Annotated in this window: 16 protein-coding genes; 4 read left to right on the top strand and 12 right to left on the bottom strand. The window is 46.8% G+C overall.

The features are described from left to right. Positions 1-105 precede the first annotated feature (105 nt). The 3 genes from H8S64_RS20770 (at position 106) to H8S64_RS20760 (ending at position 4,468) form a co-directional block, all read left to right on the top strand. Positions 106-1,752 (top strand): AMP-binding protein, encoded by a 1,647-nt coding sequence (locus tag H8S64_RS20770; protein ID WP_186978561.1) that lies wholly within the window; start codon positions 106-108, stop codon positions 1,750-1,752. Between the two features lie 292 nt (positions 1,753-2,044). Next, positions 2,045-2,626, top strand: a complete 582-nt coding sequence (locus H8S64_RS20765) for a DUF4251 domain-containing protein (RefSeq protein ID WP_099291967.1) — start codon at positions 2,045-2,047, stop codon at positions 2,624-2,626. Between the two features lie 192 nt (positions 2,627-2,818). Beyond that, entirely contained in the window at positions 2,819-4,468 is a 1,650-nt protein-coding gene (locus H8S64_RS20760; protein WP_099291966.1) for an AMP-binding protein, read from the top strand. 40 nt (positions 4,469-4,508) lie between these two features. Here the strand turns inward: H8S64_RS20760 and H8S64_RS20755 are convergent, their stop codons facing one another. The 8 genes from H8S64_RS20755 to H8S64_RS20720 form a co-directional block, all read right to left on the bottom strand. After that, the gene (locus tag H8S64_RS20755) at positions 4,509-5,636 is read right to left on the bottom strand and encodes a metallophosphoesterase (RefSeq protein WP_186978560.1); all 1,128 of its coding nucleotides are present in this window, start codon (positions 5,634-5,636) and stop codon (positions 4,509-4,511) included. Positions 5,637-5,703: 67 nt separating this feature from the next. Next, positions 5,704-7,071, bottom strand: a complete 1,368-nt coding sequence (locus tag H8S64_RS20750) for a DUF4302 domain-containing protein (RefSeq protein ID WP_186978559.1) — start codon at positions 7,069-7,071, stop codon at positions 5,704-5,706. A 5-nt stretch (positions 7,072-7,076) separates the two neighbouring features. After that, a complete protein-coding gene (locus H8S64_RS20745; protein WP_186978558.1) occupies positions 7,077-7,937 on the bottom strand; it encodes a zinc-binding metallopeptidase in 861 nt (286 codons plus the stop codon). A 25-nt stretch (positions 7,938-7,962) separates the two neighbouring features. Then, positions 7,963-9,522, bottom strand: a complete 1,560-nt coding sequence (locus H8S64_RS20740; protein WP_186978557.1) for a RagB/SusD family nutrient uptake outer membrane protein — start codon at positions 9,520-9,522, stop codon at positions 7,963-7,965. 33 nt (positions 9,523-9,555) lie between these two features. Further along, positions 9,556-13,167 carry a SusC/RagA family TonB-linked outer membrane protein gene (locus tag H8S64_RS20735; RefSeq protein ID WP_255469648.1) on the bottom strand — a complete coding sequence of 1,204 codons (3,612 nt, stop codon included), beginning with the start codon at positions 13,165-13,167 and terminating at the stop codon, positions 9,556-9,558. Between the two features lie 147 nt (positions 13,168-13,314). Further along, positions 13,315-14,505 carry a FecR family protein gene (locus H8S64_RS20730; protein WP_186978555.1) on the bottom strand — a complete coding sequence of 397 codons (1,191 nt, stop codon included), beginning with the start codon at positions 14,503-14,505 and terminating at the stop codon, positions 13,315-13,317. Between the two features lie 99 nt (positions 14,506-14,604). Then, positions 14,605-15,168 carry an RNA polymerase sigma factor gene (locus H8S64_RS20725; RefSeq protein ID WP_186978554.1) on the bottom strand — a complete coding sequence of 188 codons (564 nt, stop codon included), beginning with the start codon at positions 15,166-15,168 and terminating at the stop codon, positions 14,605-14,607. A 443-nt stretch (positions 15,169-15,611) separates the two neighbouring features. Further along, entirely contained in the window at positions 15,612-16,541 is a 930-nt protein-coding gene (locus H8S64_RS20720) for a calcium/sodium antiporter (RefSeq protein ID WP_186978553.1), read from the bottom strand. Positions 16,542-16,697: 156 nt separating this feature from the next. Between H8S64_RS20720 and H8S64_RS20715 the strand changes: the two genes are divergently transcribed. Continuing rightward, positions 16,698-17,960: an Nramp family divalent metal transporter gene (locus H8S64_RS20715; protein WP_186978552.1), complete on the top strand. Its 1,263-nt coding sequence runs from the start codon at positions 16,698-16,700 to the stop codon at positions 17,958-17,960. A 218-nt stretch (positions 17,961-18,178) separates the two neighbouring features. Here the strand turns inward: H8S64_RS20715 and H8S64_RS20710 are convergent, their stop codons facing one another. From H8S64_RS20710 to H8S64_RS20695, 4 genes are all read right to left on the bottom strand, one after another. Continuing rightward, a complete protein-coding gene (locus H8S64_RS20710) occupies positions 18,179-19,312 on the bottom strand; it encodes a TlpA disulfide reductase family protein (RefSeq protein ID WP_186978551.1) in 1,134 nt (377 codons plus the stop codon). A gap of 14 nt (positions 19,313-19,326) precedes the next feature. Beyond that, a complete protein-coding gene (locus tag H8S64_RS20705; protein WP_186978550.1) occupies positions 19,327-20,706 on the bottom strand; it encodes a TlpA family protein disulfide reductase in 1,380 nt (459 codons plus the stop codon). Between the two features lie 87 nt (positions 20,707-20,793). After that, complete coding sequence (locus tag H8S64_RS20700; RefSeq protein ID WP_186978549.1) at positions 20,794-22,176, bottom strand: RagB/SusD family nutrient uptake outer membrane protein; 1,383 nt, start codon at positions 22,174-22,176, stop codon at positions 20,794-20,796. 13 nt (positions 22,177-22,189) lie between these two features. After that, complete coding sequence (locus H8S64_RS20695; RefSeq protein WP_186978548.1) at positions 22,190-25,666, bottom strand: SusC/RagA family TonB-linked outer membrane protein; 3,477 nt, start codon at positions 25,664-25,666, stop codon at positions 22,190-22,192. Positions 25,667-25,794 lie beyond the last annotated feature (128 nt).

The raw sequence follows: 25,794 nt of genomic DNA, 5'->3' as shown, positions 1-25,794 counted from the left end.
AACCTGCAACTTGCCGAAGGCAATCTTTATCACCTCCTCGAACTTTTCCGTGCTATTTTCAGTATAACCAAGGATAACATTCTTAACCGATTAATTAGATTTGTCATGGAACAAAGTTTCTTAAAACTAATAGAACACAGCATAAAAGAACACTGGCACCTCCCCTCTCTCACGGATTATCAAGGTGCGGAACATAACTATAAAGACGTGGCTCGTTGGATCGAAAAATTGCATATCTTGTTCGAAAGAAGCGGCATCCGTCCGGGTGACAAAATCGCCTTGTGCAGCCGCAATACTTCAAACTGGGGAATAACCTTTCTTGCCACGCTGACTTACGGTGCCGTAGCCGTGCCCATATTGAACGAATTCCGACCGGACACCATACACCATATCATTAATCACTCCGAGGCTCGCCTGCTCTTTGTGGGTAAATCCGTGTGGGACAACATCGACCACGAGCAAATGCCTAATCTCACGGGAATAATCGCCATGGCGGACTATTCCGTTATCTCCTCGGAGAATGCCTCTTTGCGGGAAACGGCTCTTATCTTGGAAGAACTGTTCAAGTTAAAGCACCCGGAAGGTCTTCAATTAAAAGACATACACTACCGGGTGGAACGTCCCGGGGAACTGGCAATGATTAACTATACCTCGGGGACAACCAGTTCCCCCAAAGGCGTGATGCTACCTTATCGCAGTATGTGGTCGAATCTTCGCTACGCCCTCGACCAGATGGGATACACACCCGGCGAGAAACTCGTGTCCATCCTTACCATGGCACACATGTACGGGCTTGCTTTCGAGTTTATTTACCCGTTCGCCAGCGGCATACATATCTATTTCTTACAGAAAATGCCCTCCCCGAAGATTCTGGGTGAAGTCTTTGCCGACATCCGTCCGCACCTCATCGTGGCAGTACCGCTGATCATCGAGAAAATCATCAAGAGTCGGGTATTACCCCAGTTGGAACGCTTCCACATCAAATTGATGCTGAAAATACCCGTGATCGGCGGTAAAATCCGTCACAAGATCAAACAACAGATACTTGACGCTTTCGGCGGACGTTTCAAACTGCTCGCCGTCGGCGGTGCGGCATTGAATAAAGAAGTGGAAGCCTTCCTCCATTCCGTGAAATTCCCTTACACCGTGGGATACGGCATGACGGAATGTGGTCCGGCAATTGCTTTCGACCATTGGCAAACCTTCCGTCCCACCTCTTGCGGCAAAGCCGTCGACCGGATGGAGATCAAAATTGACTCTGATGATCCTTTTAATAAAGTGGGTGAGATATTCACGAAAGGAGCAAACGTCATGGACGGTTACTATAACAATCCCGAAGCGACAGAAGCCGTACTCGCCCCGGACGGCTGGCTTCATACCGGAGATCTGGGGGTATTGGATGCGGACGGTTATCTCTATATCAAAGGACGTAGCAAAAGCCTTATCCTCGGTCCCAGCGGGCAGAATATCTACCCGGAAGAAATTGAAGACATCTTGAACGCACAACCCTACGTGGCGGAATCACTCGTCATTGAACGGGAAGGCAAACTCGTCGCCCTCGTCTATCCCGATGCGGAAGCGATGAAACAGAACAAAGTCACAAAAGAAGCCCTTAACAAGATTATCAACGAGACACGCAAGACTATCAACCAGCAACTCCCTGCATACAGTCAGATTGCCCGCGTACAAATCCACGAGGAAGAGTTCGAGAAAACCCCGAAACGAAGTATAAAGAGATTTTTATATCAATAACGGCAAAACCGTTATTGATAGTTACAAGTTTCATTCGCCTTCGGCGAGTTGCAAGTTACATTTGCCTTCAGCAAGTTGAACTCAACCTGCAACCTGTAACTCGCCGAAGGCGAATGTAACCTGCAACTTTGCCGAAGGCAAAAACATCATTTGCAAAAACCAAATATATTTCGTAACTTAGCAAAAGTAAATATAAACTTGCCACAGGCAAATGCAACTAGCCGAAGGCGTATGAAACCTGAAACTCGCCGAAGGCGAATGTAACTTTGCCTTCGGCAAAACAAGTAACACCATGAAAACATTGAAAAGAATCATTCCAATAGGAATACTTTTATTCTCCTGCCTTTTCGCAGTAGCAGAGAAAAAACAAAAAGCGGACACGGCCGCGTTGAACAAGATCGAGAAACTGATGAAAAGCCGGATGTTCTACATCGAAGTAGACGCGGCATACCCTAGTGGCAGCGGTAGCATAACCATCAACTCCAAATACGGGCAAAAACGTATCGGTGGTGACGGCTATGTTTCTCTGGCAACCAACCAAGGGCAAATATTCATGCTCGACACGGTGGCCACGGGACGCCTGCCGTTCTTCGGACGGGCATATTCGGTACCTTACGGTGAAGGCGGTGGCGTGGAATTCGAGAAAGCCGAAATAAAAGACGAGTCGTTCAAAGTAATCAACAAGCGGAAAAAGAACTATATCGAGTACAAGTTCAATGTCCGCAATAATAACGATGTCTTCAATTTCTATATCGAGGTATACGGCAACGGGAAATGCACGGTCAACGTGACCAGCAACAACCGGGCATCCATCTCTTACAGCGGCAAATTAACCCCGATACCTGAAGACAAGAAAAAAGCGATGGGGCTATAAGGTTTGTAAGGTTTATAAAGTTTATAAGGTTCATAAAGTGACGGGAGTCCTTCGGACAGTGTTTATCGGTAGCAAACGCTGCCGTAGACAAAGCGTCCCGCAGGGGTCTATGAACCTTATAAACTTTACAAACCTTATGGACTTTACAAACTTATTCGTACCTTTGCTATTTGTTTGAAAGTTACCTGAGAGATGGAAGAAAGTTTTATCTATTATATTGAAAGTAGTATCAAGGAAAACTGGGAACGTCCGGCACTGACGGACTACCAAGGAGTAAATTGCAACTACAAAGACGTTGCCCGTAAGATCGAGAAGTTACATATCTTGTTCGAACACGCGGGCATCAAGAAAGGAGATAAAATCGCATTGTGCGGTAGAAACTCCACGAACTGGGGAATCGCGTTCCTCGCCACGCTTACTTACGGGGCGGTTGCCATTCCTATCCTTAACGAATTTAAACCGGATAATATCCACAACATCGTCAACCACTCGGAAGCCCGTTTGCTTTTCGTGGGCAGTGTCGTGTGGGAAGGTCTGAACGAGGCGTCCATGGAAGCGCTGGAAGGGATCCTTGCCATAGAGGATTATTCGACAATCGTATCACGCAGCCATACATTGACGCACGCGCGGGAACGATTGAACGAACTGTTCGGGAAGAAATATCCCGATCGGTTCCGACCGGAAGACGTTTCGTACACGTATGACAAGCCGGAAGAACTGGCGATCATCAACTACACGTCGGGAACAACCAGTTTCTCGAAAGGAGTTATGCTCCCCTACCGCAGTTTATGGTCGAACTTGGCGTTCGCGTTCGGCGTATTCGGGAAAATGCCCGGCGAACAAGTGATCTCCATGTTGCCCATGGCTCACATGTACGGGCTAGCTTTCGAGTTTATATACGAGTTTGCCAGCGGGGCACACGTGTTCTTCCTGACACGTACCCCTTCCCCCAAGATCATAGCGGATGCGTTCTCGACAATCCGCCCGAACCTGATTATTTCAGTTCCCCTGATTATAGAAAAAATCATCCGGAAGAAAGTATTACCTTCTTTGGAAAAGCCGCTGATCAAACTTATGCTGAATCTGCCGTTACTTGACAAGAAAGTAAAAAACTCCATCCGTCAAAAGGTGATCGATGCATTCGGGGGCAACTTCAAGGAATTGATCATCGGGGGTGCCGCACTCAACAAAGAAGTGGAAGAATTCCTTCGTTCCATCAATTTTCCCTACACCGTGGGTTACGGGATGACGGAATGTGGCCCCATCCTCTCCTACGCGGGATGGGAAACCTTCAAAAAAGGCTCCTGCGGACGGGCTGTACCCCGCATGGAATTGAAAATTGATTCTCCCGATCCCGCCCATATTGTCGGTGAGATTCTTGCCAAGGGGGACAACGTGATGCTCGGGTATTACAAAAACGAATCGGCAACACACGCCGCATTCACTCCCGACGGATGGTTACGCACGGGTGACCTCGGGTTAATTGACGAAGAAGGCAACCTCTTCATCAAAGGACGTTCCAAGAACATGATTCTAGGTCCCAGCGGACAGAATATCTACCCGGAAGAGATCGAAGACCAATTGAACAACCTGCCCTACGTCTGCGAATCCATCGTCGTGGAAAAAGACGGAAAACTGACCGCCTTAATCTACCCGGATTTCGAGGCAATCAACGCCGATCACAAAAATTCGGACGAGATGATTGCCGCCATCATGGAAGAGAATAAAAAGCAAGTAAACGAAACACTCCCGGCATACAGCCAAATCACCAACGTGAAAATATACAACGAGGAGTTCGAGAAAACCCCCAAGAAAAGCATAAAACGTTTCTTGTATCAATAAAAATATTAAGGCTGCCCGTGCATGGGCAGCCTTAATATTTTTATTCAAATTCACGAGGTTTGCCTTTGTCGTACACCACGTACAACTTATCACCTTGCATCAAAATCCCCCTTCCTTTACCCGCTTCACGGTTCTTTCGGTTATTCACGTTCACGGCAACGACCTTCCCGTCAAAGAAAGAAGTCACGTCGTCAAATATCGTGTGTCCCACGAATACACGCCCTACACCATATCGAGATAAAATCCGATCAACATCGGCGGGCGTAGACGGGCGGTATTTTTCGTCGTCTTTCACCATGCCCCGGAACCAGAAGGGCCCCCGGTCACAATAAATAGAATCGGATAGCGCGGACAAAACCTTCCGCTCCTCCTTGTCCAAGAAAACAGAACGCCCCATCTCCTCGTTTACCTCCATCACGCTATTCCCCATACCGGTAAACTCCTTGCTTAACCCGGCATGCACGAAAAGATTATTGCCCACGATCTGCATCAGGTTGCGGGAACGCAACCAACGCCCCAACTCGCTATTCCCGTGCCATAAATCAGCATACTTCATGCCAAGAGAATCCGCCAGATTCTTATATTTACCACGGGTATATTTCAGATTATTGCGCAACACCATTTCTTCGTGATTCCCCAGCATGAAAGTCATCACCCCTCCGGCTTCACGTGCTTCCTGTTCCAGTTTATAGATCAGCCAGAAGATAGGCAATACGTCTTTTCCCCGGTCAAATACATCACCAATGATGATAACCTGATTTTTCCCGAATTTCCAATTATAATCTTTCCCGATCACGCCATTGTTACGTAACACGGAAATAAAACTTTCGAGATCACCGTGAGGATCCGAAATAATCAACGTTTTCTCCTTCTGTCCAGTCTTCCATGCCGAGCGTTCTATCGGATGAAGCGGTACCCGAAAACGATGCCCGCCTTTCTCGGACACCACTTCAAGGGTAAACCCCGCGGGCAGGTCGGCGTACACCGTATCCCGCAAAACTCCCCGTTCGTCTACCCGCACCACACGTACTCCCCCGGTAGAATCATACATCACGTAAGGTCCGTCAACCGACAACCCGTCCTGCTGCTTTTCTTTATCTTGGGCAATACACAACCCGCTACATAACAGGAAAAATAAAAAAAATATATATTCTCTAAACCATTTCATAATTCAAGCTTTAAAAAACTACCGGGAATCCTCCGTACCCTAATTCCCGGTAAGATATACAAAAAAACTAATCGGCTTCCAATCTCATCCACTTGTTCAGGTCTGCAATACTTCTGATCCAGAACACCTCTTCCGTATCCCGGATAACCGTGAAACCTTTGCTACTAAAAAATGCATCGTAAATAACTCCCACGTGCTCGTTTTTATCCTTGTCATACAAATCTTTATCCGTGAAACCGGAAGACGTGGAATGACTCTTCTTGCTGTTATCGAACCGCACTTGGTTTATCGCGTTATTCAATAAAGTAAATGTACCGAAATCGTAATTATGGCTCTTCTCCTTTCCGTCCGCACTATTAACAGCCGTCACTCGGAATGATCCCTCGTAACCGGATTTACGATCCATCTCCAGCGTAAATTTAACGAAATTCGGATATTCTTCTTTCAAAGCCTCCCATTCCGCTTTCAAGCCATCGCTCATGTCCGTGATAATATACTCGTTATTATTCTTCAACATATCGACAGAAGCGATATACTTGTTAGGGACAAATGTCGGCACCTGTTCGGGAGTCAAGTTCAGAGGAGAAAGATCCATGATAAAGAAACGAATCGCCCCGTCGGCATCGTTAGACACGAACTCCCGATTGGTAACGCCATTGCTCAAATCAATTTCCAACCCGTTGAATTTCACCCCGGCAACTTCCACGTCATTATCGAAGCGGCATCCCTCCGCCGTGATGATATACGGGACAGACACCGTGACGGTATTCCCCTCCCCGTCTTTGTAAGCCATCGTGCAAATATGGAATATATCATCCAGTTCCACGTGTCCGCCAACAACCAGTTCACCGTTTACCATCATACCCAATCCGGCATTTCCCAACACGAAATACCCGGCCATTTCCGCCAACTTCTCCACGGTACTCCAATCCGCGGCAGTGGCTTTCTCCATGTTCAACTCCACCCGTGTCTTTTTCCCGATCAATTCAATCACACCGTCCCCCACGTCTTTCACGATAAACTCGAAATCTCCCTCCAGACCGAACCCTTTATTACCGTCCCGGACGGGAGACGCATACCCCGGGTTCGCCAGACGGTGTATCGGACTGTACGAGTCGAATGTCAACACCAGCCCCTCCGAGAGATTAAGATTGTAAGAATAATCCCCCACCTCCGTCTCGAAATCACTCGTCATTTCCACCCGGTTTTTCTCCTTGAACCGGAACAGGAAAGTAAAACCGCCATAACTCCCTTTCTGGGGATAATAAACAAACTTCCACCCGTCGGCAGCCCCCTTCAAGGCTATTTCACATTCCGTCCGAAAAGCCTCTATCCGCTCGCTCGGCAACTCGGAAAACACGTACTCGTCATCGTCCGAACAAGCTGTCGCCAGCAACATACCGGCAATCATACATAGATATATCAATTTTTTCATACTCATCAAGGATTAACAATTACACCATTCACCACGTCATTCAAAGCCTGCTCGCATCTCGCCTGTAAAGCGTATAAATCAACATTCCAGTTATCCCGGTAATACACGACCACCATTTCCACCTTCTGTTTCAACTTATCCTTCGCCTCCTGCGAGGAAGGCAAATCCAACATGGCCTCCCAATCCTCCGCACTGTTGGAAAGCATAAACCCTACAATCTCCGCGAAATCCTCTCCCGGTTCACTCATCGCGTAACCGGAAAGAAATCCTTGGTCATAAGCATCCTGATCTTTAATTTTATCCCACTCTTCCACGTAATTGGGCGTGATCGTTTCAAACTCTTTCGGGTACTCGATTGTCTGTGCCGCAATATGGGCAAACTCGTGGTGTACGGTCTTCATGTACCGTTTCAGACGAGTTGCGTTCGTCCGGTCGTACTGGTCTACTTCAAAAATCACGATTTTACGTCCTCCCTCGGCAGTACCCTTGGTCACCGTTCCGCTACTCGTGTAGCGCGAAGAACCGATAAACAACAATTGTTTCGGCGATACGCTCTTGAAAAAGGTTGCTCCGCCGACCTCCATGTAAGGTTCACACCAGATATTCAGCAACACATTTGCCAATCCTTTCGCGTTCTCCTCCTTGGGCGGAGTAAGATTATACCCCATACTGGTCTCGACATCCTTCCACTTGTAAATCACCTCTATGTTATAAGGATCCACAAATTTCTCCTGCAACCAAAGGTCCAACTCTGTCAACTCATCACCGGAAGTATCAAAAATAGAGGGTCCCAGATCATCATCGGAACACGCCGTTGCGAAAGCCAGTAACACGAACAACAACAAGCTAAATATATACTTTTTCATAATCTACTGTTTTTAAATTAATACACTACCGGGGATTAGCCTCTACCCCGAAAGCCTGCGCCTCGGACGGAATCTGTATGGCTCGTCGTAAATCATCTCCCGTGAGCGTGATTGCCGGTTCGCCGGAAACCTCGAACGTGTGAACCACGGGCAAATGGAAACGCTTGATATCGAACCAGCGCAAACCTTCCTGCATAAATTCTTTCCTTCTCCAATCGACCACGCACTTCAACATGGACATCTGGTCTTCGGATATCGTACCGGAATAAAAAGGCTGCAGATCGGGATACGCTTCCTGACCGTCGTAGAAAGCCTTAATCTTTGCCAAGTCCACCTGATAACGCATGAAATCGGCGTACGCATCATCATTGTTCACCCGAACCCGCTCGCCGAGATACAGGTTGATATCTTCCAAAGCCGAATCGAACTGCCCCTTCATGATATACGCCTCGGCACGATTCAACAGAGCCTCTTCGCCCGACAAAAGAGAGGAAACGACATATCCCTTACCTGAACTGGCACCTATCGCATCACGAATATACAACTCATCGTATTTATACATACGGGCGCTCCCGGACGAATTGGTAGAAATCACAAAGAACGTGGCATACGTCCCGGTCACGGGACTACCCGTCACGTTCTTGTTCATGAACAAAGAACCATGTTCTTCCTTTTTCATGCCGAAATGCAAGCTAAAAGATTGTGCATCCCTCGCCCACCAACTTTTGGCAGATATCATCAGGAATGGTGACGGTTGTTCAACTTTAAAGTATTTCGAAGCATACGCGTCCTTGTCCCCCCATCGCCCGTTTGCTTGAGCGGGATTCCTCAAATCGCGTAACTTGCTTTTCGGACTGTTCCCCAACGCAGCCGTCGCATGCACGATAACACTATCCCATTCCGCCTTATACTGGTAAAAACGAGCCGCGAAAGCGTGAGCCGCCGCCTTCGTGAAATGATACTTCGGCACCTCGTACGATTGATCCTGCAACAAAGGCAACCCCGCTTGCAAATCCTCCTCGATCAGATCATACACCTCTTTCAAACTATTCCGTTTATAATGCACGATTGCTTCCGTTTCCGGTTTCACGCAATACGGGATTCCCAACATCCGTCCCGCCTTATCCGAATCATAATGCTCCGCGAAAAGATTCACCAGAAGAAAATGACAGAATGCCCTGCACACCAACGCTTCACCCTTGATGGCAGCGTACTCCTTCGTGTCCTCTTCATTTTCCAGCGCTTCCAGCACGATATTGGCAGCCGCTATAGACTCGTAATAATTTGTCCACACGTAAACGGGATTATCCGTTCCCGTTTCCGTCCCCTCCTCCCACATGTACATCTGCCTATTCAACGTGGCACGGCTATGCGTTCCGGTTACGAGACGCTCCGCGACATTGTCACTCATCACCTCGCACACGTGATAATAATGTGCCCTCGGGTACGCCGACACCAGCAACTCCTTCATCGCCTCGGGACTGTCCAATTCAGTACGGTTATCCGGGGTCACATCCAGAAACGAGTTACACGCCGTTGCTGACAAGGCTAACATCCCGACCGTTAATATTTTATATGCTTTCATCTTATCTATTTTAACGATTTACCAATCTTTTCATCAAAATCCCACTCTCAAAGAGAACGTCACTTGCCGAGGGACAGGCAGCGCCACACCGCCCGAACGGAAGAACTCCGGATCCTGCCCGTGCAATTTCTTATCACTGTACAACAACGCCACGTTGGACATGATGCACTTCAACGACATCGAACTCAATCCGATATTTCTCACCCATTTATCATCGAATTTATACGTCAGGCTGATATCCTTCAACCGGATAAAAGAACCGTCGGCAATCCGTTCCGTGGAATAATTATAAGCATTATAAACTTTCTTGTACTCACTGTTCTTCCGCTCATTCTGGCGAACGGAAAGAATAGCGGGTACCGATGTAATATTCTCGTCACCCGGAATCATCCACCGGTCGAGAAAATCTTTCGGCATAGCCGACAAATCATTATACTCGCTCTTGAAATAATCGTGTAACCGCACCTTGTTCCCGAACTGATAATTCAAGAAAACGGCAAAAGAGAAATTCCCGTACTTGAACGTGTTTTCAAAACCACCTGTGATCTTCGGGTCTACCGGTCCCTCATATTTCAAGAAGTCCAACTTATTTGTTTCTTGAAAATCAATATCACCAATACAAGGATTACCATCGGAATCCATCACCGTGGGAATACCTTCACTCGTCAACCCGAGGAAAGGAACAGAGAAAATAGCCCTCACCGGATATCCCTGCCGGGGAGCTCCCTCCGCCTTTACCAGATCCATCACGCGGGGACGGGACTCCAGATTCGTGATCTTATTCTTGTTATAAGAGAAAGTCCAGTTCGTCGTCCAACTAAAAGAAGAATATACCACATTCTTCGTGTTCAATGTAAATTCAACCCCGTGGGACCTCATATCCGCGTAGTTTGCGCTCTTCGACTGCTGTCCGCCGATGCCGGAAACCCGTACTTTACCGATCAGATCGAATCCTTTTCTCCAGTAGAAATCGGCACTCAGGCTAACCCGGTTATCGAATACGCCCAAATCCATCCCCACGTTCGTCTCGTACTGCTTTTCCCATGTCAGATCCTTGTTTTCCAAGGCACCGATATAAATACTGTTCTCTTTTTCCTGCTGCGTCGGACGTTTTGTTACATCGTTATACAACACCACCCGCGAATTGCTCGACGGTCCCATGCTTGCCGTCAACCCGTAAGTGGCACGCAAAGTCAGGCGGGAAATCTTCTCCAGCGGTTCCATGAACGCCTCGTTCGATATATGCCATGCCCCGCTGACATTCCACGTCGGCAACCAACGGGCGGAAAGCGATTTCCCCAAACGGTTGGAACCGTCATAACGCCCCGTGGCATTGAAAACATACGTCCCGTTGTAACTATACCCCACCGTGGCAAAAAACGCCACGAAACGATCGAACTCCTCTTCCATACCGTAATAAGACATTCCGGCTTCAATCTGTTGCTTCAACAAATCGGGGTCAAGAAAAGGTACACCCCCGCGATCCCACTGGTAACCGAATCCCTGATTACTGGATTTCGTGCGGTTCGTGTAACGCAATTCCTCCCCTCCCATCACGTTCAACGTGTGTATTCCTTCATTAAAAGAAGTGTTATAATTCACCATTACCCGTTGGTAATAATTCAGCATCGAATTTTCACTCCGGTTATAAAGTCCCCCCTTGGGCATCACCACCTTGGCAGGATATCCCGGCATATCCGGGTCCTCGTACAAAAGTTTGTTCCCGTCCCGAATCGTGGCATCGCCTGCCGCCCGGTAAGCCTCCGCCGCGTTGGAATTATCATACACCCGGTGTTCCCGTGTCGTCTTCACGTAACGAACAGCCCCCAGCACTTTCACGTCCAACCCTTTCAACGGCCGGAATTCCAATTCCGTCTGGAATTTCGTATCCAACATATCGATCTTCAACTTGTTCGTTTCCAACTCGTGCAGAATACTGAACGGGGCATAATTCATCGTGTAATACTCGTAATTACCGTCATCGTCATAAGCCCGCAATGTCCGGCTCGTGTTCAACGCGTAACTGAAAGGGTTGATATCGAAATCACGTTCCACCTCCCCGCTAACGGCATTCGTTCTACGGCTGTTCGTACCCGGTGCATCCTGCATACGCAGTGAACCATTCGTCAACAGATTCACGGTCAACCATTTCTTTATATCAAAAGAAGCATTCATATTCGCCGTGTACCGTTCCACCTTATCCGCTACCGACCAACCGGCATCGTTGAAATAACTCATGGAAGCGTAGAAACGGGATTTATCCGTACCGGAAGACAAACTCACGGAATGCACCTGTTGCAAAGAATTACGGAAAAGAACATCAAACCAGTCCGTGTTCGCCATTTCATACTTTTGCAGGAAAGCGTTCTTCGCTTGTCGTGTATTCTTCAAGCCGAACTTCCCGCTCGTTTCATCGTACATGGAAATCATATCCGCCATCTTCTTGTAAACACCGCCATTTTTCTTCCGGGACACGTCCGCATAATTCAACCACCCTTTCTCCTCCATCTCCTTGTACACCATCATCTGCTCCTGCGAGTTCATCAAATTATATTGCTCGTAATCCGGCTTCATCCGTATCGTGAACTCCCCACTATAATTCACCTTCATCGTTCCCTTCTTCCCTCTTTTCGTCGTGATCACCACCACGCCGTTCATCGCCCGCGCCCCGTACAACGCTGTCGCCGAAGCATCCTTCAATATCTGGAAACTCTCGATATCGTCGGCATTCAAACCCGCTATGGCTGAACTGATCAGGGTCTCCGAGTCGCCCGAGGATAAATCGTCGGCAGAAAGCTCCACCACGTCCTCCAGCACCAGACCGTCTATCACCCACAACGGTTTCTGGTTACCGTTGATAGAAGAAGCACCGCGTACCCTCAACTTCGGGGATGCCCCGAAAGTACCCGAAACATTCTGTATCTGCACCCCGGCAGCTTTTCCTTGCAGCATACGGCTGATATCATTCGATCCTTCCACCATTACATCTTCCGCCTTCACGATGGCTGCCGCTCCCGTGAACAACTTGCGGTCGATTCTCTGGTATCCCGTCACAACCACCTCCTCGATGCTCTTCAATTCCTCTTTCAACACCACCCGTTTCAACGCCGTCGTGTCGGAAGCCGCTATCAACCGCGTCACGTAACCCACGAAAGAAAATTCCAGCATGGTTTTCGGATCGGTTACCTTCACCGTAAACTTCCCGTCCGCGTCCGTCACCGTTCCCCGCACAACACCCTGCCCGTCGGTACCGTTCTCTTTCACCTTTACCGTCGCTCCCGGCAAAGGCTCGCCTTCCTCGTCCACGACCTTCCCTTTCACCGTGATCTCTTTCTTTACCTTCTCGTCCGCACCAAACAGGATAATCGTGTTGTCCTTGATCCGGAACGAAATCCCCGTACCCTTCAGGCAAGCCTCCAACACCGTTTCAATAGCCGACTGCTTCACGTGCAGGGTAATATTCTTCACCCCCATGATCATGCCATCGTTAAAGAAAAAGGTAAAATCCGACTGGCGCTTCACCTGCTCCATGAATTGTGCGAAACTCCCGTTATCCAAGCTAATATCCAGCTTGACCTGTTGCGCGTGTACCGATCCGAAAGACTGGTACACCGTGAACAAGAGGAGTAGCATTGTTACTTTCATAATTCTGCACATTTTTTTTAATGACCCGTTTTTAGGAGGGTCATATTCTCCATTTTTTTTCATACCTTTGTTTCGTTTAAGTTATTATTGCTGATTAACTTACTCTTGAAGCAAACCGCGTGCCCGCGCAGTTTGCTTCTTTTCTATTTATTTTAATACAATTACAATCCTGTCCTTCACTTGAAAGTGAGCGGTCCGGGTAGATTCGATTACCTCCAGAATCTCCGTGAAATCCTCGTACTTCTTCACCTCACCCGTGAACGTGACATCCTTCAACGACTCTTCACTGAACACGACATCCACGTTATACCAACGTGCCAAGCGGCGCAACATATCCTCCAGTCGCACGCTCTTGAACACCAACCGCCCCTTCATCCATGCCGTGTAGATTTCCGTATCCACTTCCCGTTTTGTTATTTTATTCCCGACCAGACAAGCCTGTTCACCGGGTTCCAAGCGCACCCGTTCCTTCGTCCCTTTCACTTTTATCCCCACGGATCCCTTCACGAGTGTTGTCGTGATCTCCCGCTCGTCCTTGTACGCCAGAATATTAAATTCAGTACCGTAAACCCGTATTTCCGCACTCTCCGTTTGTACCTCGAAGCGTTTCTCCGGATCGCAGCTCACGTCAAAGTAAGCCTCCCCCTCAAGATACACTTTCCGGTGCCTCCCGACGAACTCCTCCGGGAAGCGCAAACGACTCTCCGCATTCAACCACACCCGTGTTCCGTCACTCAATTCCAACGAGAACTCGGCGCCTCTCGGAACCGTGATCGTGTTGAACCGTTCTTTCTGCCTCATCGTGCTACCATCCACTTTATACTTGATAATACCGGAGTCCTGCTTTATCGTCACCCTGTCACCCCGGGCAATATGCCGGGAGGACTCCGGCGTCAATTCCACGACCTTGCCGTCAGCCAGTTGAAGAATCGCCTTACTCTCCCCCGCAGGAAGTTCCACCCGAGCCTCTAACCGCGGTTCTGCCGGCAGTACGCCTCGCCCCGGACGGATGTAGAAATAAAAAACAACTGCCAACGGCAATAATATAGCGGCGGCATAACCGACAACACGTGTTACCCGACGCCGTCGAACGGAGCGCTCCAACTGTTTTTTCCGATTTAACAACTCTTCCAAAGGCTCTTTCCGGTTAATCCGCCCGTAGGCCCGCACTTTCTCCGAGAGCATCTTCTCCCCGACAAGCCTGTCAAACAACTCCTTATTCTCCGGAGATACCTCTACCCACTTTTCCAACCATAACTTCTCCGCATCGGTCAACTCCCCCAGTATACACCGGGAAATCATCTCCGACACGCGAAAAACTTCATCTGCCCTGTTCATATTTCTATAATTACGTTTCTATAGAAGAAACACCTCAGGAAATAAAACGGGGGGATGAAAATCAAAAAAAATAAAAGAAATTTACAAACTTATTAGAAATCAAAGAAAAACATACACGAACATACCCATTCCCAACGCCTGCAAACGGGCTCCCAGCCGTTTCTTCCCCTCCTTCTTGTACTCTTTCGCCGTATCGAGCGCTATTCCCATCCGCTCCGCCACTTCCGATATCTTGTACCCTTCCAGTGAAAGCATCATCACGTTCCTGTATTGTTGCGGCAACTCCTCTACCACGTGCATTACCCGCACGTACACGTCTTCCTCCATCACCCTGTCCCAAAAAAGATCCACATCGTCAAATTCCCGTATAACCATCGCCTCGTATTCCTCCCTCACCCGTTCGTGCCGGAGATAATTGAAACACCTGTTTTTCACCGAATTATAAAGATAGACTTTCAACGCAATCATGTTCTCGAAACGCTTCTTCTGCCCCAGCATCGAAATAAAAAACTCTTGAACCACATCCTTTGCCGCCTCCTCGTCCCGAATATACTTCCCGGCAAAAAGCACCATCGGAACATAAAACTGCTCGTACAATATCGTATAAGCCATGTCATCTTCCTTGGCTAAATGTTCTAATAATATTTTTTGCTCATTCTGCATGATCCCTCTTTCAAACACTCGGTTAACAATAAAATATCCGCCATAAACACACGCTCAAATTTCGAAACCAAATTTAAGAAAAATAACTCATACTCTCCAAACAAAGTTTCCTTTTTTGTCCTATATCCGGATTTATTTACCGTCACTTCAAGATACACGTACCCGTGGTTCCCCCGTGGGAACTCCAGACCAGATCCTGACTAAGTCCTGACCAAGTCCTGTATACACAGGAGTTAGTCAGGACTTGGTCAGGAGTTAGTCAATACCTGATAGCCGGGAAACACCCGAAGAACTCCCGTTGAGATAAGGGAGTAATAAGGGAACAAAGACGTTTCACCTTCGATACAAAGACGTTTCAAAGACGTTCACGAACGTAAATGAATGGTCTTTGACTGGAGAGTGAAAAGGATGTGAAAAATGATTACCCCGGTTATAGTATCTGATTACACGAGCAAGTAAAGCGTATATGCCGCATAAATGGCAAACAACACGATTCCCTCCCCCCGTCCGATACGGAAACCCGTGCGCATAAAAGGCAAAAGGAGTAAGGAAGAACCCACCATAACCCCCATGTCCAGCCAATTGATCTGGTTCGTTTCCACGGGAGCGATAGTTGCAGTCAATCCAAGTACCGCCAGTAAATTGAAAATATTCGAACCGACCACGTTGCCGATAGCTATATCCGTCCGCCCCTTGACAGCTGCCACCACGGAAGTTGCCAACTCCGGCATACTCGTGCCTGCCGCCACGATCGTCAACCCGATGACCGCCTCACTCCAACCCAAGGTTTTCGCGATAACCACGGCATTATCCACGAGTAATCCCGATCCCCAGACAAGCAATCCCAACCCCGCGACCATAAACACGATATCCAACACCCAACTCTTTGTCGGTCGAATCTCTTCATCGGTTTCAGCCACTTCACCCCGTTTCGCCTTGTAAATACAATACACCATATACGCGCAAATCCCGGCAAAAAACAATATTCCCGCCCATCGGGCAAATACCCCGTTACGGAAAATGACAACGAACAGAACCGTCGCCAATAACATCACCGGCATATCGAACCGGATCAACCGAGGATTTACCCGCAAGGGATAAATCATCGCCGAAATACCGAGTATCACGCATATATTGAAAATATTCGATCCCATGACGTTCCCCACGGCAATCCCCGGCGTCCCGTCCAACGCGGACTGCACGCTCACGAGTAATTCCGGAGCACTCGTCCCGAACGCCACGACAGTCAATCCCACCACCAGCGGTGAAATTCCCAAACGAACGGCAAGCGAAGAACTCCCTTTCACCAAAAAGTCCGCCCCGAAATAAAGCACCGCGAGCGAAGCAACTACAAGAAGAACCGGTACAAGCATAAAAGCTAAAAGTTAAAAGTTAAAAACTAAAAGTTCGTGTTCACGGAACAATTATTCATCGTTATTCGTACTTTTGAAGTTTCAAAAATAGAAATAAATTTACACTATCAGCTCTTAACTTTTAGTTTTTAGCTTTTAGTTTTTAACTCTATCGGCATGTTAAAGCATTTCAAGGAATTACTCAACACGGCAAAGCATACCCCGAAACTGGGGGGACTGGAAATATTCAAGTATATCGGACCGGGGCTACTCGTCACCGTGGGATTTATCGATCCCGGTAACTGGGCGTCCAATCTTGCCGCGGGAGCTGAATTCGGTTATGCCTTATTGTGGATGGTTACACTCTCGACAGTCATGCTTATCGTCCTGCAACACAACGTGGCGCACCTCGGGATTGCCTCCGGATTGTGCCTTTCGGAAGCCGCCAGCGAACACTTGAAGCCCCGCTATGCCAAAGGCATTCTCTATTCCGCCATGCTCGCCTCCATATCCACCTCGCTCGCCGAGATTCTGGGCGGTGCCATTGCCTTGCAAATGCTGTTCGATATTCCCGTACGTGCCGGCTCCTTACTCGTATTGGTGTTCGTGGTAATTATGCTTTTCACGAATACTTACCGGGTGATCGAGAAATGGATCATCGCTTTCGTGTCAATCATAGGCTTGTCATTCATATACGAACTTTCACTGGTAGACATTGACTGGAACGAGGCACTTCCCGCGTGGGTAACGCCCGCTTTCCCCGAAGGCTCCATGGTCGTGATCATGAGCGTGCTCGGTGCCGTGGTTATGCCTCACAATCTCTTCCTGCACTCGGAAATTATCCAGAGCCGACAATGGAACATACAGGACGATAAAATCATCAAGAAACAACTGCGTTACGAGTATGCCGACACGATACTCTCCATGGTCATCGGTTGGGCAATCAACAGCGCCATGATACTGCTTGCCGCCGCCACGTTTTTCCGTAGCGGAACTCCCGTCACGGAGTTAGAGCAAGCCAACTCATTACTCACGCCGCTGTTGGGTAATAACGCCGCCCTAATCTTTGCCGTGGCACTTCTGTTTGCCGGAATTTCCTCAACCATCACTTCCGGCATGGCGGCAGGCTCTATCTTCGCCGGCATATACAAGGAGCCTTATGATATTAAAGACAGTCACTCCAAAATCGGCGTACTGTCTTCCCTTATTCTCGCCTTTGCACTAATCATGTTAATATCCAACCCGTTCCAAGGACTGATTTACTCGCAAATGGCTCTTAGCGTACAACTCCCGATCACGATCTTCACGCAGGTACACCTTACCTCGTCCTCCAAGGTCATGGGAAAATACAAAAACTCCACTTACACGAAATGGCTGCTGTACGTCATCGGGGGAATCGTCACGGCATTGAACGTGATGCTGTTACTCAGCTTCTTCTAAAAGTTCCTTTAAAGAAAAGGCTGTAATCCAACTCCCCCTCTGTTTATAGAGGGAGTACCCCGAAGGGGGGAGGGAGTTCTTTTCACTATATTCAAAAACTCCTCCGGCACTCCGTGCCACCTCCTCTATAAACAGAGGAGGAGCTGGAATACAGTCTTCAACGCTAGAGAAGCAACCTGTAACCTGCAACTTGCCGCAGGCAACTCTTAAATCTCAAATTAAAATCTCATCAGCTCCTCAGGTACCCGTACCAACTCCTCCCCCCGCAACTCTTTCGCCAGAATCTTTCCGTCAGGGCTGACCAGAATAATGTGCGGGATACCCTTGATGCAGTAACGCTCCATCACATCATCTCCTTTTTCCAACATCAAGTGTTCCCAATAACTACCATCCTCGTGAATAGCCTCGATCCATTTATCCTTATACCTGTCGGAAGAAACACCTAATATCTTGAAATTCTTTCCCTTGAACTGTTTCAAGGCTTTCAGTAAAGCCGGAGTTTCTTCCCTACACCAATGGCAATAAGAATTCCAGAAATCAACCAACACGTAATTCCCCCGGAAATCACTCAATTTCACCGGATTGCCCAAAGTATCCAGACCTACAATTTCGGGAGCCTCGTGACCAATGGCGCAATTTTCGTACAAGTCCAACTTCTGTCCCATCTTGGGCAGATAAGAAGTATTCTTCGCATCTTTCCCGAAACTATCAATATACGCTTTTTCCGATACGATCGATTCTAACGTCGGGAAATCCTTACGCTGAAACACGTTATAATAATAAAGATACATCCCGAAAGGGTTCTCCATATTCTTCTGAACGTATTCTTTTACCAATTCCCGTTCTCTCTCGCTTCCCTCGTCATAATAAGGTTCCGATTCTTCTTTTATCCGTTTCATTTCTTCCCGGTTTCCTGCTTCCCTCGCTTTATAAAAGAGCGCGTTCAACGAATCTTTGATTGCCCCGAAAGTTTCGGCATACATACGTTTTTTAAACTCCCGGTATTTCTTGTCTAACGGAGAACCTTCCACAGACCAATCGATCTGTTCTTCCGAAATCGACTCGGGTTTCAATTTGATTTTGTTCCCGTCCAAGAAGAAATAACCGCCATGCCAAGGGGTATCCCCGATAAAATATAACTCCGGTCGGGCATCCTTCACGACAAAAGTAAATTGTCCGTTCTTCACCTCGGCAGAATCAATCACTTGATGTATACCCCGGTATTCATGCACAACCTCGCACAAGTATATCTTGTTAATATCCAAAGTTCCCGTATTCCCGGTTATCGTTCTCTGCCCGAAAACATAAACAGAGAAAATACATAATATCAATACAACAATCCCTTTTCTCATTTTACACGCTTTTATTATTTCAAAACAGCATCCAGCAAAGCGGTAATACCCTCTTCCGACGGACGGGGAGCATAAGCATTCACGATCTTAAAATCCTTGTCAATCAATATAAAACGAGGTATATACATGATACACCACTCGTCCTTCAACGCTTGATCATGTGATATATACTGCGGTAAATCCTTGTGATGATTTTTCAAGTAAGACAACCACGTGGATTGACGTGCATCCGTGGAAACCGGGATAAACACGATATCTTTCCCCTCGTACTTTTTACTCAAAGCCTCGAACGCGGGAGATTCCTGTATGCAAGGTCCGCACCATGTCGCCCAGAAATCGAGATAGATAGCTTTTCCCCGGAAATCACTCAATTGTTTCGTGTTGCCGTCAACATCCTCGATGACAATATCAATGGCCGGCTGTCCTTCTACCAATTTTCCCGCCTGCCCAGCCTTATATTTTACTTCCGTGGCGATATCCCGATTCTTAGAGCGAGCGATAAAGTCATTCGCTTGTCCCACGGTTTCGGGCGTCACTTCCCAGCGCAAACTCTCTACTTTTTCATAAGCCTCGTAAAGCTCTCCGGTTCTCTCCGGCAACACGATACCCTCGAACCATCCGAATTTATCCCCGTTAGCATAAGAAAGTACATCTCTCACGACGGCCACATTCAATAATAGGGTATCGGTCAAATCCTTGTACATCCGGTTCAATTCCGGTGTAATGGTCGCGAAATGCGCGTTCTGCATTTTCTCCAACTGCTCCTGTATCGCTTTTTGTTCCTCCGGGGTTGCTTTTTGGAAAGCTTGCCAATCCAGACGGTATTCTTTCCCGTAAGAAGCGTAACTGATATAACTATTCACAACGTCCGCGACAATCCGGGCATTCTCCATTCTCTTGAAATCCGGGGATACGTTCTTCAGGTTCTCCAACTCCGTTTTCCGAACAGCGGCAAGACTATCCACCAGAAGTTTCGTTGTCGGAAAATCCGTTCTCACGTTAGAACCGCCTTCCAGAAAAGAACCGCCTTTCGGGAACAATCTCTTCTTCATGTAATTGTTCGCCTCTGCCCCCACACCCTTAAACGTAGCCTCTTTATTACTTTCGGTAATATAAACTTCCATATCATCGCCGGGCGTCAGGTAAAGCGTGTTACGGCTTATCGAGAAATACTCCGGTTTCTTCAACTCGATCACCGTATCGAACATCCCGTTTTCATCCGTGTGCAAAATAATATCCCGACTATCCCCAATCATGGATGCCGTTCCGTTATAACGCATCACTTCCGAAGGTGTCATTCCCTTCAATTGTCCCTTCAAATGAACGGTAGTCTTTTCTTCCTTGCAGGAAAAACAAATAACCACCATGATAAATAAATATACAATACTTTTCATCCTGTTTCAATTTTAATACGTGGTAAAGGAAGAGCTGAACTACTCACCCTCTTTGGGATGTGTCGCCAGCTCCTCCCCCCATAAATTCTATCTCTCGTTAGGCTCCATGTTCGGATTAAAACTCAACACCTTGGGCGGTATCGGGAAAATATACCTCGGACTATTCGCTTCCAACGTGTAAGTCTGTCCGTTTGCCACGTGCGTTATCGTCTTCGCGTAACGAGGCTCCCGATTCAATCGCTTCAAGTCAATCACCCGGGTACATCCCAACATACACATTTCCTTTCTTCTCTCGGTCAACACCTTATCCAAAGCCTCTTCATTCGTTGCCGCACTTTGTGACTGATACCCGACAATCCGGTACTCCAACAATTGATCCAGATAAAGCATTGCCTGATCTTTACTTCCCACCCGGGCTTCGCACTCCGCCGCGATCAAAATAACTTCCGGCACGGACATCGCCATGTTAGCGTAAATATACGGTAACCACAAATAATTATCGTAATTCACCCCCCAAGCATAGTTGGAGAAGAAAAGCTTAAACCGCATATCATTATCGTGATCGTACAAAGCCACCAGTTCGTCGGAACCGAAAGCCGTACCTGAAAAACCAAATGTCCACGGGGCTAAACGGATATAAATATTCTCCGGATTATCCGCACCATAAGGAACATCTATACGACCGATACTTTTTTCCGGGTCAACCACAGAATAATTCTTCAAATCGAGTAAAGAACTATTCTCTGCCAAAGACTGTTTGGCATATTTCAACGCCTCGTTATAATCTCCCATATATAAATACATCCGCGCCAACATACCCAATCCCACGGGTTTGGAAGCCCGGTAGGCTGTCTTCTGTTTATCCGGCAAATAAAGAGCTGCCGTGTCCAAGTCTGTCAATATCTGATCGTACACTTGCTGTACGGTTGCCCTCTCCAAATTGGACTTATTAATATTCTTGTCCAGCATCAACGGTACTCCCGGATCAGTAGCGGCTGTATTCTTGTTATAATGATTCGCGTACGCGTTTACCAAGGTTAAATATTCAAATGCCCGTCCCAACAAAGCCTCTGCACGTAGGGAACGTTTTTTATCCAACGTGACATCTTCCACGTTCATCACATCCTCAATGATTGTATTGTAATAATAGATGCGATTATACGAATATTCCCACAACCCATCTCTCTCCGCATCCCCGAATATCTCCGCTTGAAACGTGTATAAATTCCGATCAGGTACTTCCAAATCATTGAAATTAACATCCCCGTCGTCCGGCAAATACACGTCGTCTGTCATAAAATTCGGGTATGAGTCGGAAGCCTTCAACAATTGGGCATAATTGATCAATTTCTCGTAATCCTCGTAATTTTTCGGAATAACAATTCCTTTCGGTTGGAGATCCAAAAAACTGTCACACGAGATAAAACATCCCGTAAGACACAATAATAATAAATATATCTTGTTTTTCATAATGCTTAATACTTTAGAAAGTTACTGATACACCTAACGTACAAGTTGTCGGGACAGGCAAAGTTCTGGCACCCCAACCATAACCGGTGGTCGTGTATGCCTCCGGATCAAGGTCGCTATTGTTAGCCACCCAGCGCCATAAATTACTAACCTGACAATTCACGGACATACTTTCCAGACTAAACTTCCGAATCCACTCTCTCGGTAAATCGTAAGACAAAGTCACATCACGCAATTTGATATAATCTCCTTTGATAACATGCGTGTCAAGTGCATACCATACTTGCTTCATCGTGTAGGAAGCACTCCTGTTCATGGCAGGCGCAATACCCTTGATATTCTCGTCTCCCGGTTTCCGCCAATGGTTCATTGCTTTTTTAGAGATATTACTTGTTACACTACCCGTCAAGTAAGGAGATATCTCATCTCTCAACACGTGTCCGCCATTATATATAAACATAAACGACAAACTCCAACCTTTGTATCTAAATCTATTAATCAACGAAGCCGTGTAAGGTGGACGCGTCGTTCCCGAATACTCCAATTCCTCGATCGACCCAACATTTGAGACCTTCTTACCATCCTTATCATACACTAACGGAGCTCCGTTTTCCGGGTCAAGTCCCGCGGACTGGTAACTGAACAAACTGTACATCGGTCGTCCCTTCGTGTGTACTACTCCTTGCACGTAAGAAAATACAGTAGTACCACTATGTTTCATCTTGGTTATTTTATTTTTATTGTACGAGAAATTCAAATTAGTCCGCCACTCAAAATCGGGTTTTGAAATATTAATACTTCCCAATGCCACTTCAATACCCTTATTATTCAAACTACCGTAATTCACCTTCAAACTACTCCATCCTAACGTCGGGTCCGTATCTCGATTTCCTAACAAATCCGTACTCTTGCGAATATAGTAATCTATCGTTCCGTTCAAACGGGTATTAAACATCGTGAAATCCACTCCGATATTTGTGACAGCCGTCTTTTCCCAACGCAATTCCGGGTTAGGCGGACTCGTGATGTTAGCACTAAAATCCCCCGTCCAATTGTTATAACCGTAATCCTCCACAGTCAAATAAGGTCCGGTTTCTTTCGATACATTACCGTTTATACCGTAAGTTAAACGTAAATTCAAACGATTGATCCATTTTACATTACTCATAAATTCCTCCGACGCCATAAACCAACTGGCACCCACCGACCACAACGGGCGATATTGGTATTTCGGGTCCGTACCAAATAAATTGGATTGATCCACACGAATACTCCCGTTAATAGAATAACGATTATTATACGTGTAAGAAGCATTACCGTAAAAAGAAACGTAACGGTCCTCGTCCTGCGAGAAATAATTCCAATCCCAATCAACCCAATTATAAGAACCGGAAAGAGCCTCCGTTCCGCTTATCGGACTCATTTCATTAGGGTTAACCGGTTTATAACTAAGACTGTGATCGTCATATCCCATCTTGTAAACACTTGTCTTTGTATCTCGTATCAACCTACGTTCCGCACCTGCCAAGGCTGCCACACCATGCATTTCCTTAAACACCCGGTTAAAATTCACTTGACCTCTCATCGTGTAAGAGTAAATATCTTCTTCCATTTGTAACAGTTGTCCACCAGAAGGAATGTTCATGGTAACTTCTCCGGTTTGCTTGTCTACCGTGGATGCATCGTTCACCATATTCCTCACGTAGTAAGAATCTTTATCATACAACTGTCTATTTTTGATCTGTGTGTTCTCCGTCTGATACCTCAAATCCACTGTCAATCCTTCGATAATCTTCACGTTAAACCCTGCCTGCAAACGATAGTAAGACGATTTATCCTTGTAATGTTTACGCTCCAACTCTTCCAGCGGAACATATCTCTCGTTCAACAAACCAAGACTCTCCAAACGCTCCAACTCGTAATCCGATTTACCTTTTCTCCATTCCCGGGGACTTCCGTCATCATTTCTCAACATCTGATAGGAAGATCCTCCCGTGTACAAGGACAACTCTGTATTACTCCGGGTTCCAGAACTACTTATATTGTCAAAACCGTTCTTTCCGCTATCCTTCGTGAAACTACCGATCACGCCAAAATCTGCCGATAACCAATCGAAGAACTTCACGTTTTCTTTCAACGTGAAACCGATTCTCTCGTCACTACGATTTTTCTCGTAAGGATTATTGCCGTAATAATTCAACGAAACCAAATAATTATTTTTCTCCGTTCCTCCCGTGAGCGACAGATTGTGCTGATGCGTGATCGCCGTTCTTAGAAATTGATCCTTAACTTGATTCTTGTTATTGGCATTCCGGTACACATCTAATTTTTGCTGCAACTCGGTTTCTCCGATTTGTCCCTGCTCCGCCATATACAACAATTCCGTCACCTCATTCAAAGCATTCCGCTTGTTCAAGTTAGCATAAGGAGTATGATAATACTCGAACCCTTCCACTTGTAAATCCACTAGTTGCGAACTATTCATCAATTTCAGGTAATCCAAATCCGGAAGCGGTTTGAACTTCACGCTACCATCATACGTTATTCTAGTCTTACCGCTTCTCCCACCCCGGGTAGTAATCACGATCACCCCGTTAGCCGCACGTGCACCGTAAATAGAAGCTGCCGTCGCATCCTTCAACACGGAGATATTCTCCACGTCCGCCGGGTTAATTGCCTCGATCTTACCCTCGTAAGGAACTCCATCTACTACATATAGCGGATTCCGGTTCCCGTAAACGGTAGATACTCCCCGGATACTCACCTGTTTGTTATAATTTACCAAACCCGTTACCAATCCCTCGATTCGGGACATGATATCCGTTTCCATCTTACCCTTATAATCTTTCGTCGTCACGACCGAGAATGATCCGGTTGCTCTCTCTCTTGAAATCTTCTGGTACCCGGTTACGATCACCTCATCCAGATTCTCCGCCTCAGCCTCCATGACCACGTTCACTTCTTGCTGCTGTTGCCCTACCGTGATCTCTTTATTTTTCATTCCCACGAACGAAAACACCAGCACGATAGTCGAATCGGGATCACATTTCAATTCAAACTTCCCGTTGACATCCGTGGCGACTCCCGTTAACGTTCCTTTCACCAACACGGTAACACCGGGTAACGGTATCCCCTTGTTATCCTTCACGGTACCCCTTATCAACCGTTTTTCCTGTGCTGCGGTTTTCTCTCCTTTCGCACGAATCAGAACTACATTATTAAAAAGTTCGTACTCCAAATTCACTTTTCCCAACACCATTTTCAACACACGTTCCAACTCCATGTCTTTCACCTTCACGGAAACAGTTCCAGCCTCCCGTACCAGTGCGGAATTGTACATGAAACGGACTGTTGTCTGGTTTTTGACAGCCTCCACAAACTGTTCAACCGACACGCCCGCCAAATCCAAAGTCACCAGACTTTGCTGTGAATAGACGTGTGCTGACAGATTCAGACTAAACAAGAAAACAAATACGATACAACATTTCATAATCATTAAATTTTTCTTGTACCTTTTTAATAGGTCGGAAAACCTAATTAATCGCTTTTTTTTCATACTATTGTACAATTTATATTAGAAATATAGATTCACGGGAGCCGGACACCGAACCTGAGAAA

Source organism: Butyricimonas hominis, from assembly GCF_014287455.1.
GTDB classification, from domain to species: Bacteria; Bacteroidota; Bacteroidia; order Bacteroidales; family Marinifilaceae; genus Butyricimonas; species Butyricimonas muris.
The sequence above is the reverse complement of the archived record's forward strand: the minus strand, read 5'-3'. Positions and strand labels throughout refer to the sequence as shown.

Excerpts from the sequence above, each read along its gene's own strand:
- H8S64_RS20770 (WP_186978561.1), top strand. The coding sequence starts at position 106 with ATGGAACAAAGTTTCTTAAAACTAATAGAACACAGCATAAAAGAACAC.
- H8S64_RS20765 (WP_099291967.1), top strand. The coding sequence starts at position 2,045 with ATGAAAACATTGAAAAGAATCATTCCAATAGGAATACTTTTATTCTCC.
- H8S64_RS20700 (WP_186978549.1), bottom strand. The coding sequence starts at position 22,176 with ATGAAAAACAAGATATATTTATTATTATTGTGTCTTACGGGATGTTTT.
- H8S64_RS20730 (WP_186978555.1), bottom strand. The coding sequence starts at position 14,505 with ATGAACAGGGCAGATGAAGTTTTTCGCGTGTCGGAGATGATTTCCCGG.
- H8S64_RS20740 (WP_186978557.1), bottom strand. The coding sequence starts at position 9,522 with ATGAAAGCATATAAAATATTAACGGTCGGGATGTTAGCCTTGTCAGCA.
- H8S64_RS20760 (WP_099291966.1), top strand. The coding sequence starts at position 2,819 with ATGGAAGAAAGTTTTATCTATTATATTGAAAGTAGTATCAAGGAAAAC.
- H8S64_RS20750 (WP_186978559.1), bottom strand. The coding sequence starts at position 7,071 with ATGAAAAAATTGATATATCTATGTATGATTGCCGGTATGTTGCTGGCG.
- H8S64_RS20720 (WP_186978553.1), bottom strand. The coding sequence starts at position 16,541 with ATGCTTGTACCGGTTCTTCTTGTAGTTGCTTCGCTCGCGGTGCTTTAT.
- H8S64_RS20715 (WP_186978552.1), top strand. The coding sequence starts at position 16,698 with ATGTTAAAGCATTTCAAGGAATTACTCAACACGGCAAAGCATACCCCG.
- H8S64_RS20705 (WP_186978550.1), bottom strand. The coding sequence starts at position 20,706 with ATGAAAAGTATTGTATATTTATTTATCATGGTGGTTATTTGTTTTTCC.
- H8S64_RS20735 (WP_255469648.1), bottom strand. The coding sequence starts at position 13,167 with ATGAAAGTAACAATGCTACTCCTCTTGTTCACGGTGTACCAGTCTTTC.
- H8S64_RS20755 (WP_186978560.1), bottom strand. The coding sequence starts at position 5,636 with ATGAAATGGTTTAGAGAATATATATTTTTTTTATTTTTCCTGTTATGT.
- H8S64_RS20745 (WP_186978558.1), bottom strand. The coding sequence starts at position 7,937 with ATGAAAAAGTATATATTTAGCTTGTTGTTGTTCGTGTTACTGGCTTTC.
- H8S64_RS20725 (WP_186978554.1), bottom strand. The coding sequence starts at position 15,168 with ATGCAGAATGAGCAAAAAATATTATTAGAACATTTAGCCAAGGAAGAT.
- H8S64_RS20695 (WP_186978548.1), bottom strand. The coding sequence starts at position 25,666 with ATGAAATGTTGTATCGTATTTGTTTTCTTGTTTAGTCTGAATCTGTCA.
- H8S64_RS20710 (WP_186978551.1), bottom strand. The coding sequence starts at position 19,312 with ATGAGAAAAGGGATTGTTGTATTGATATTATGTATTTTCTCTGTTTAT.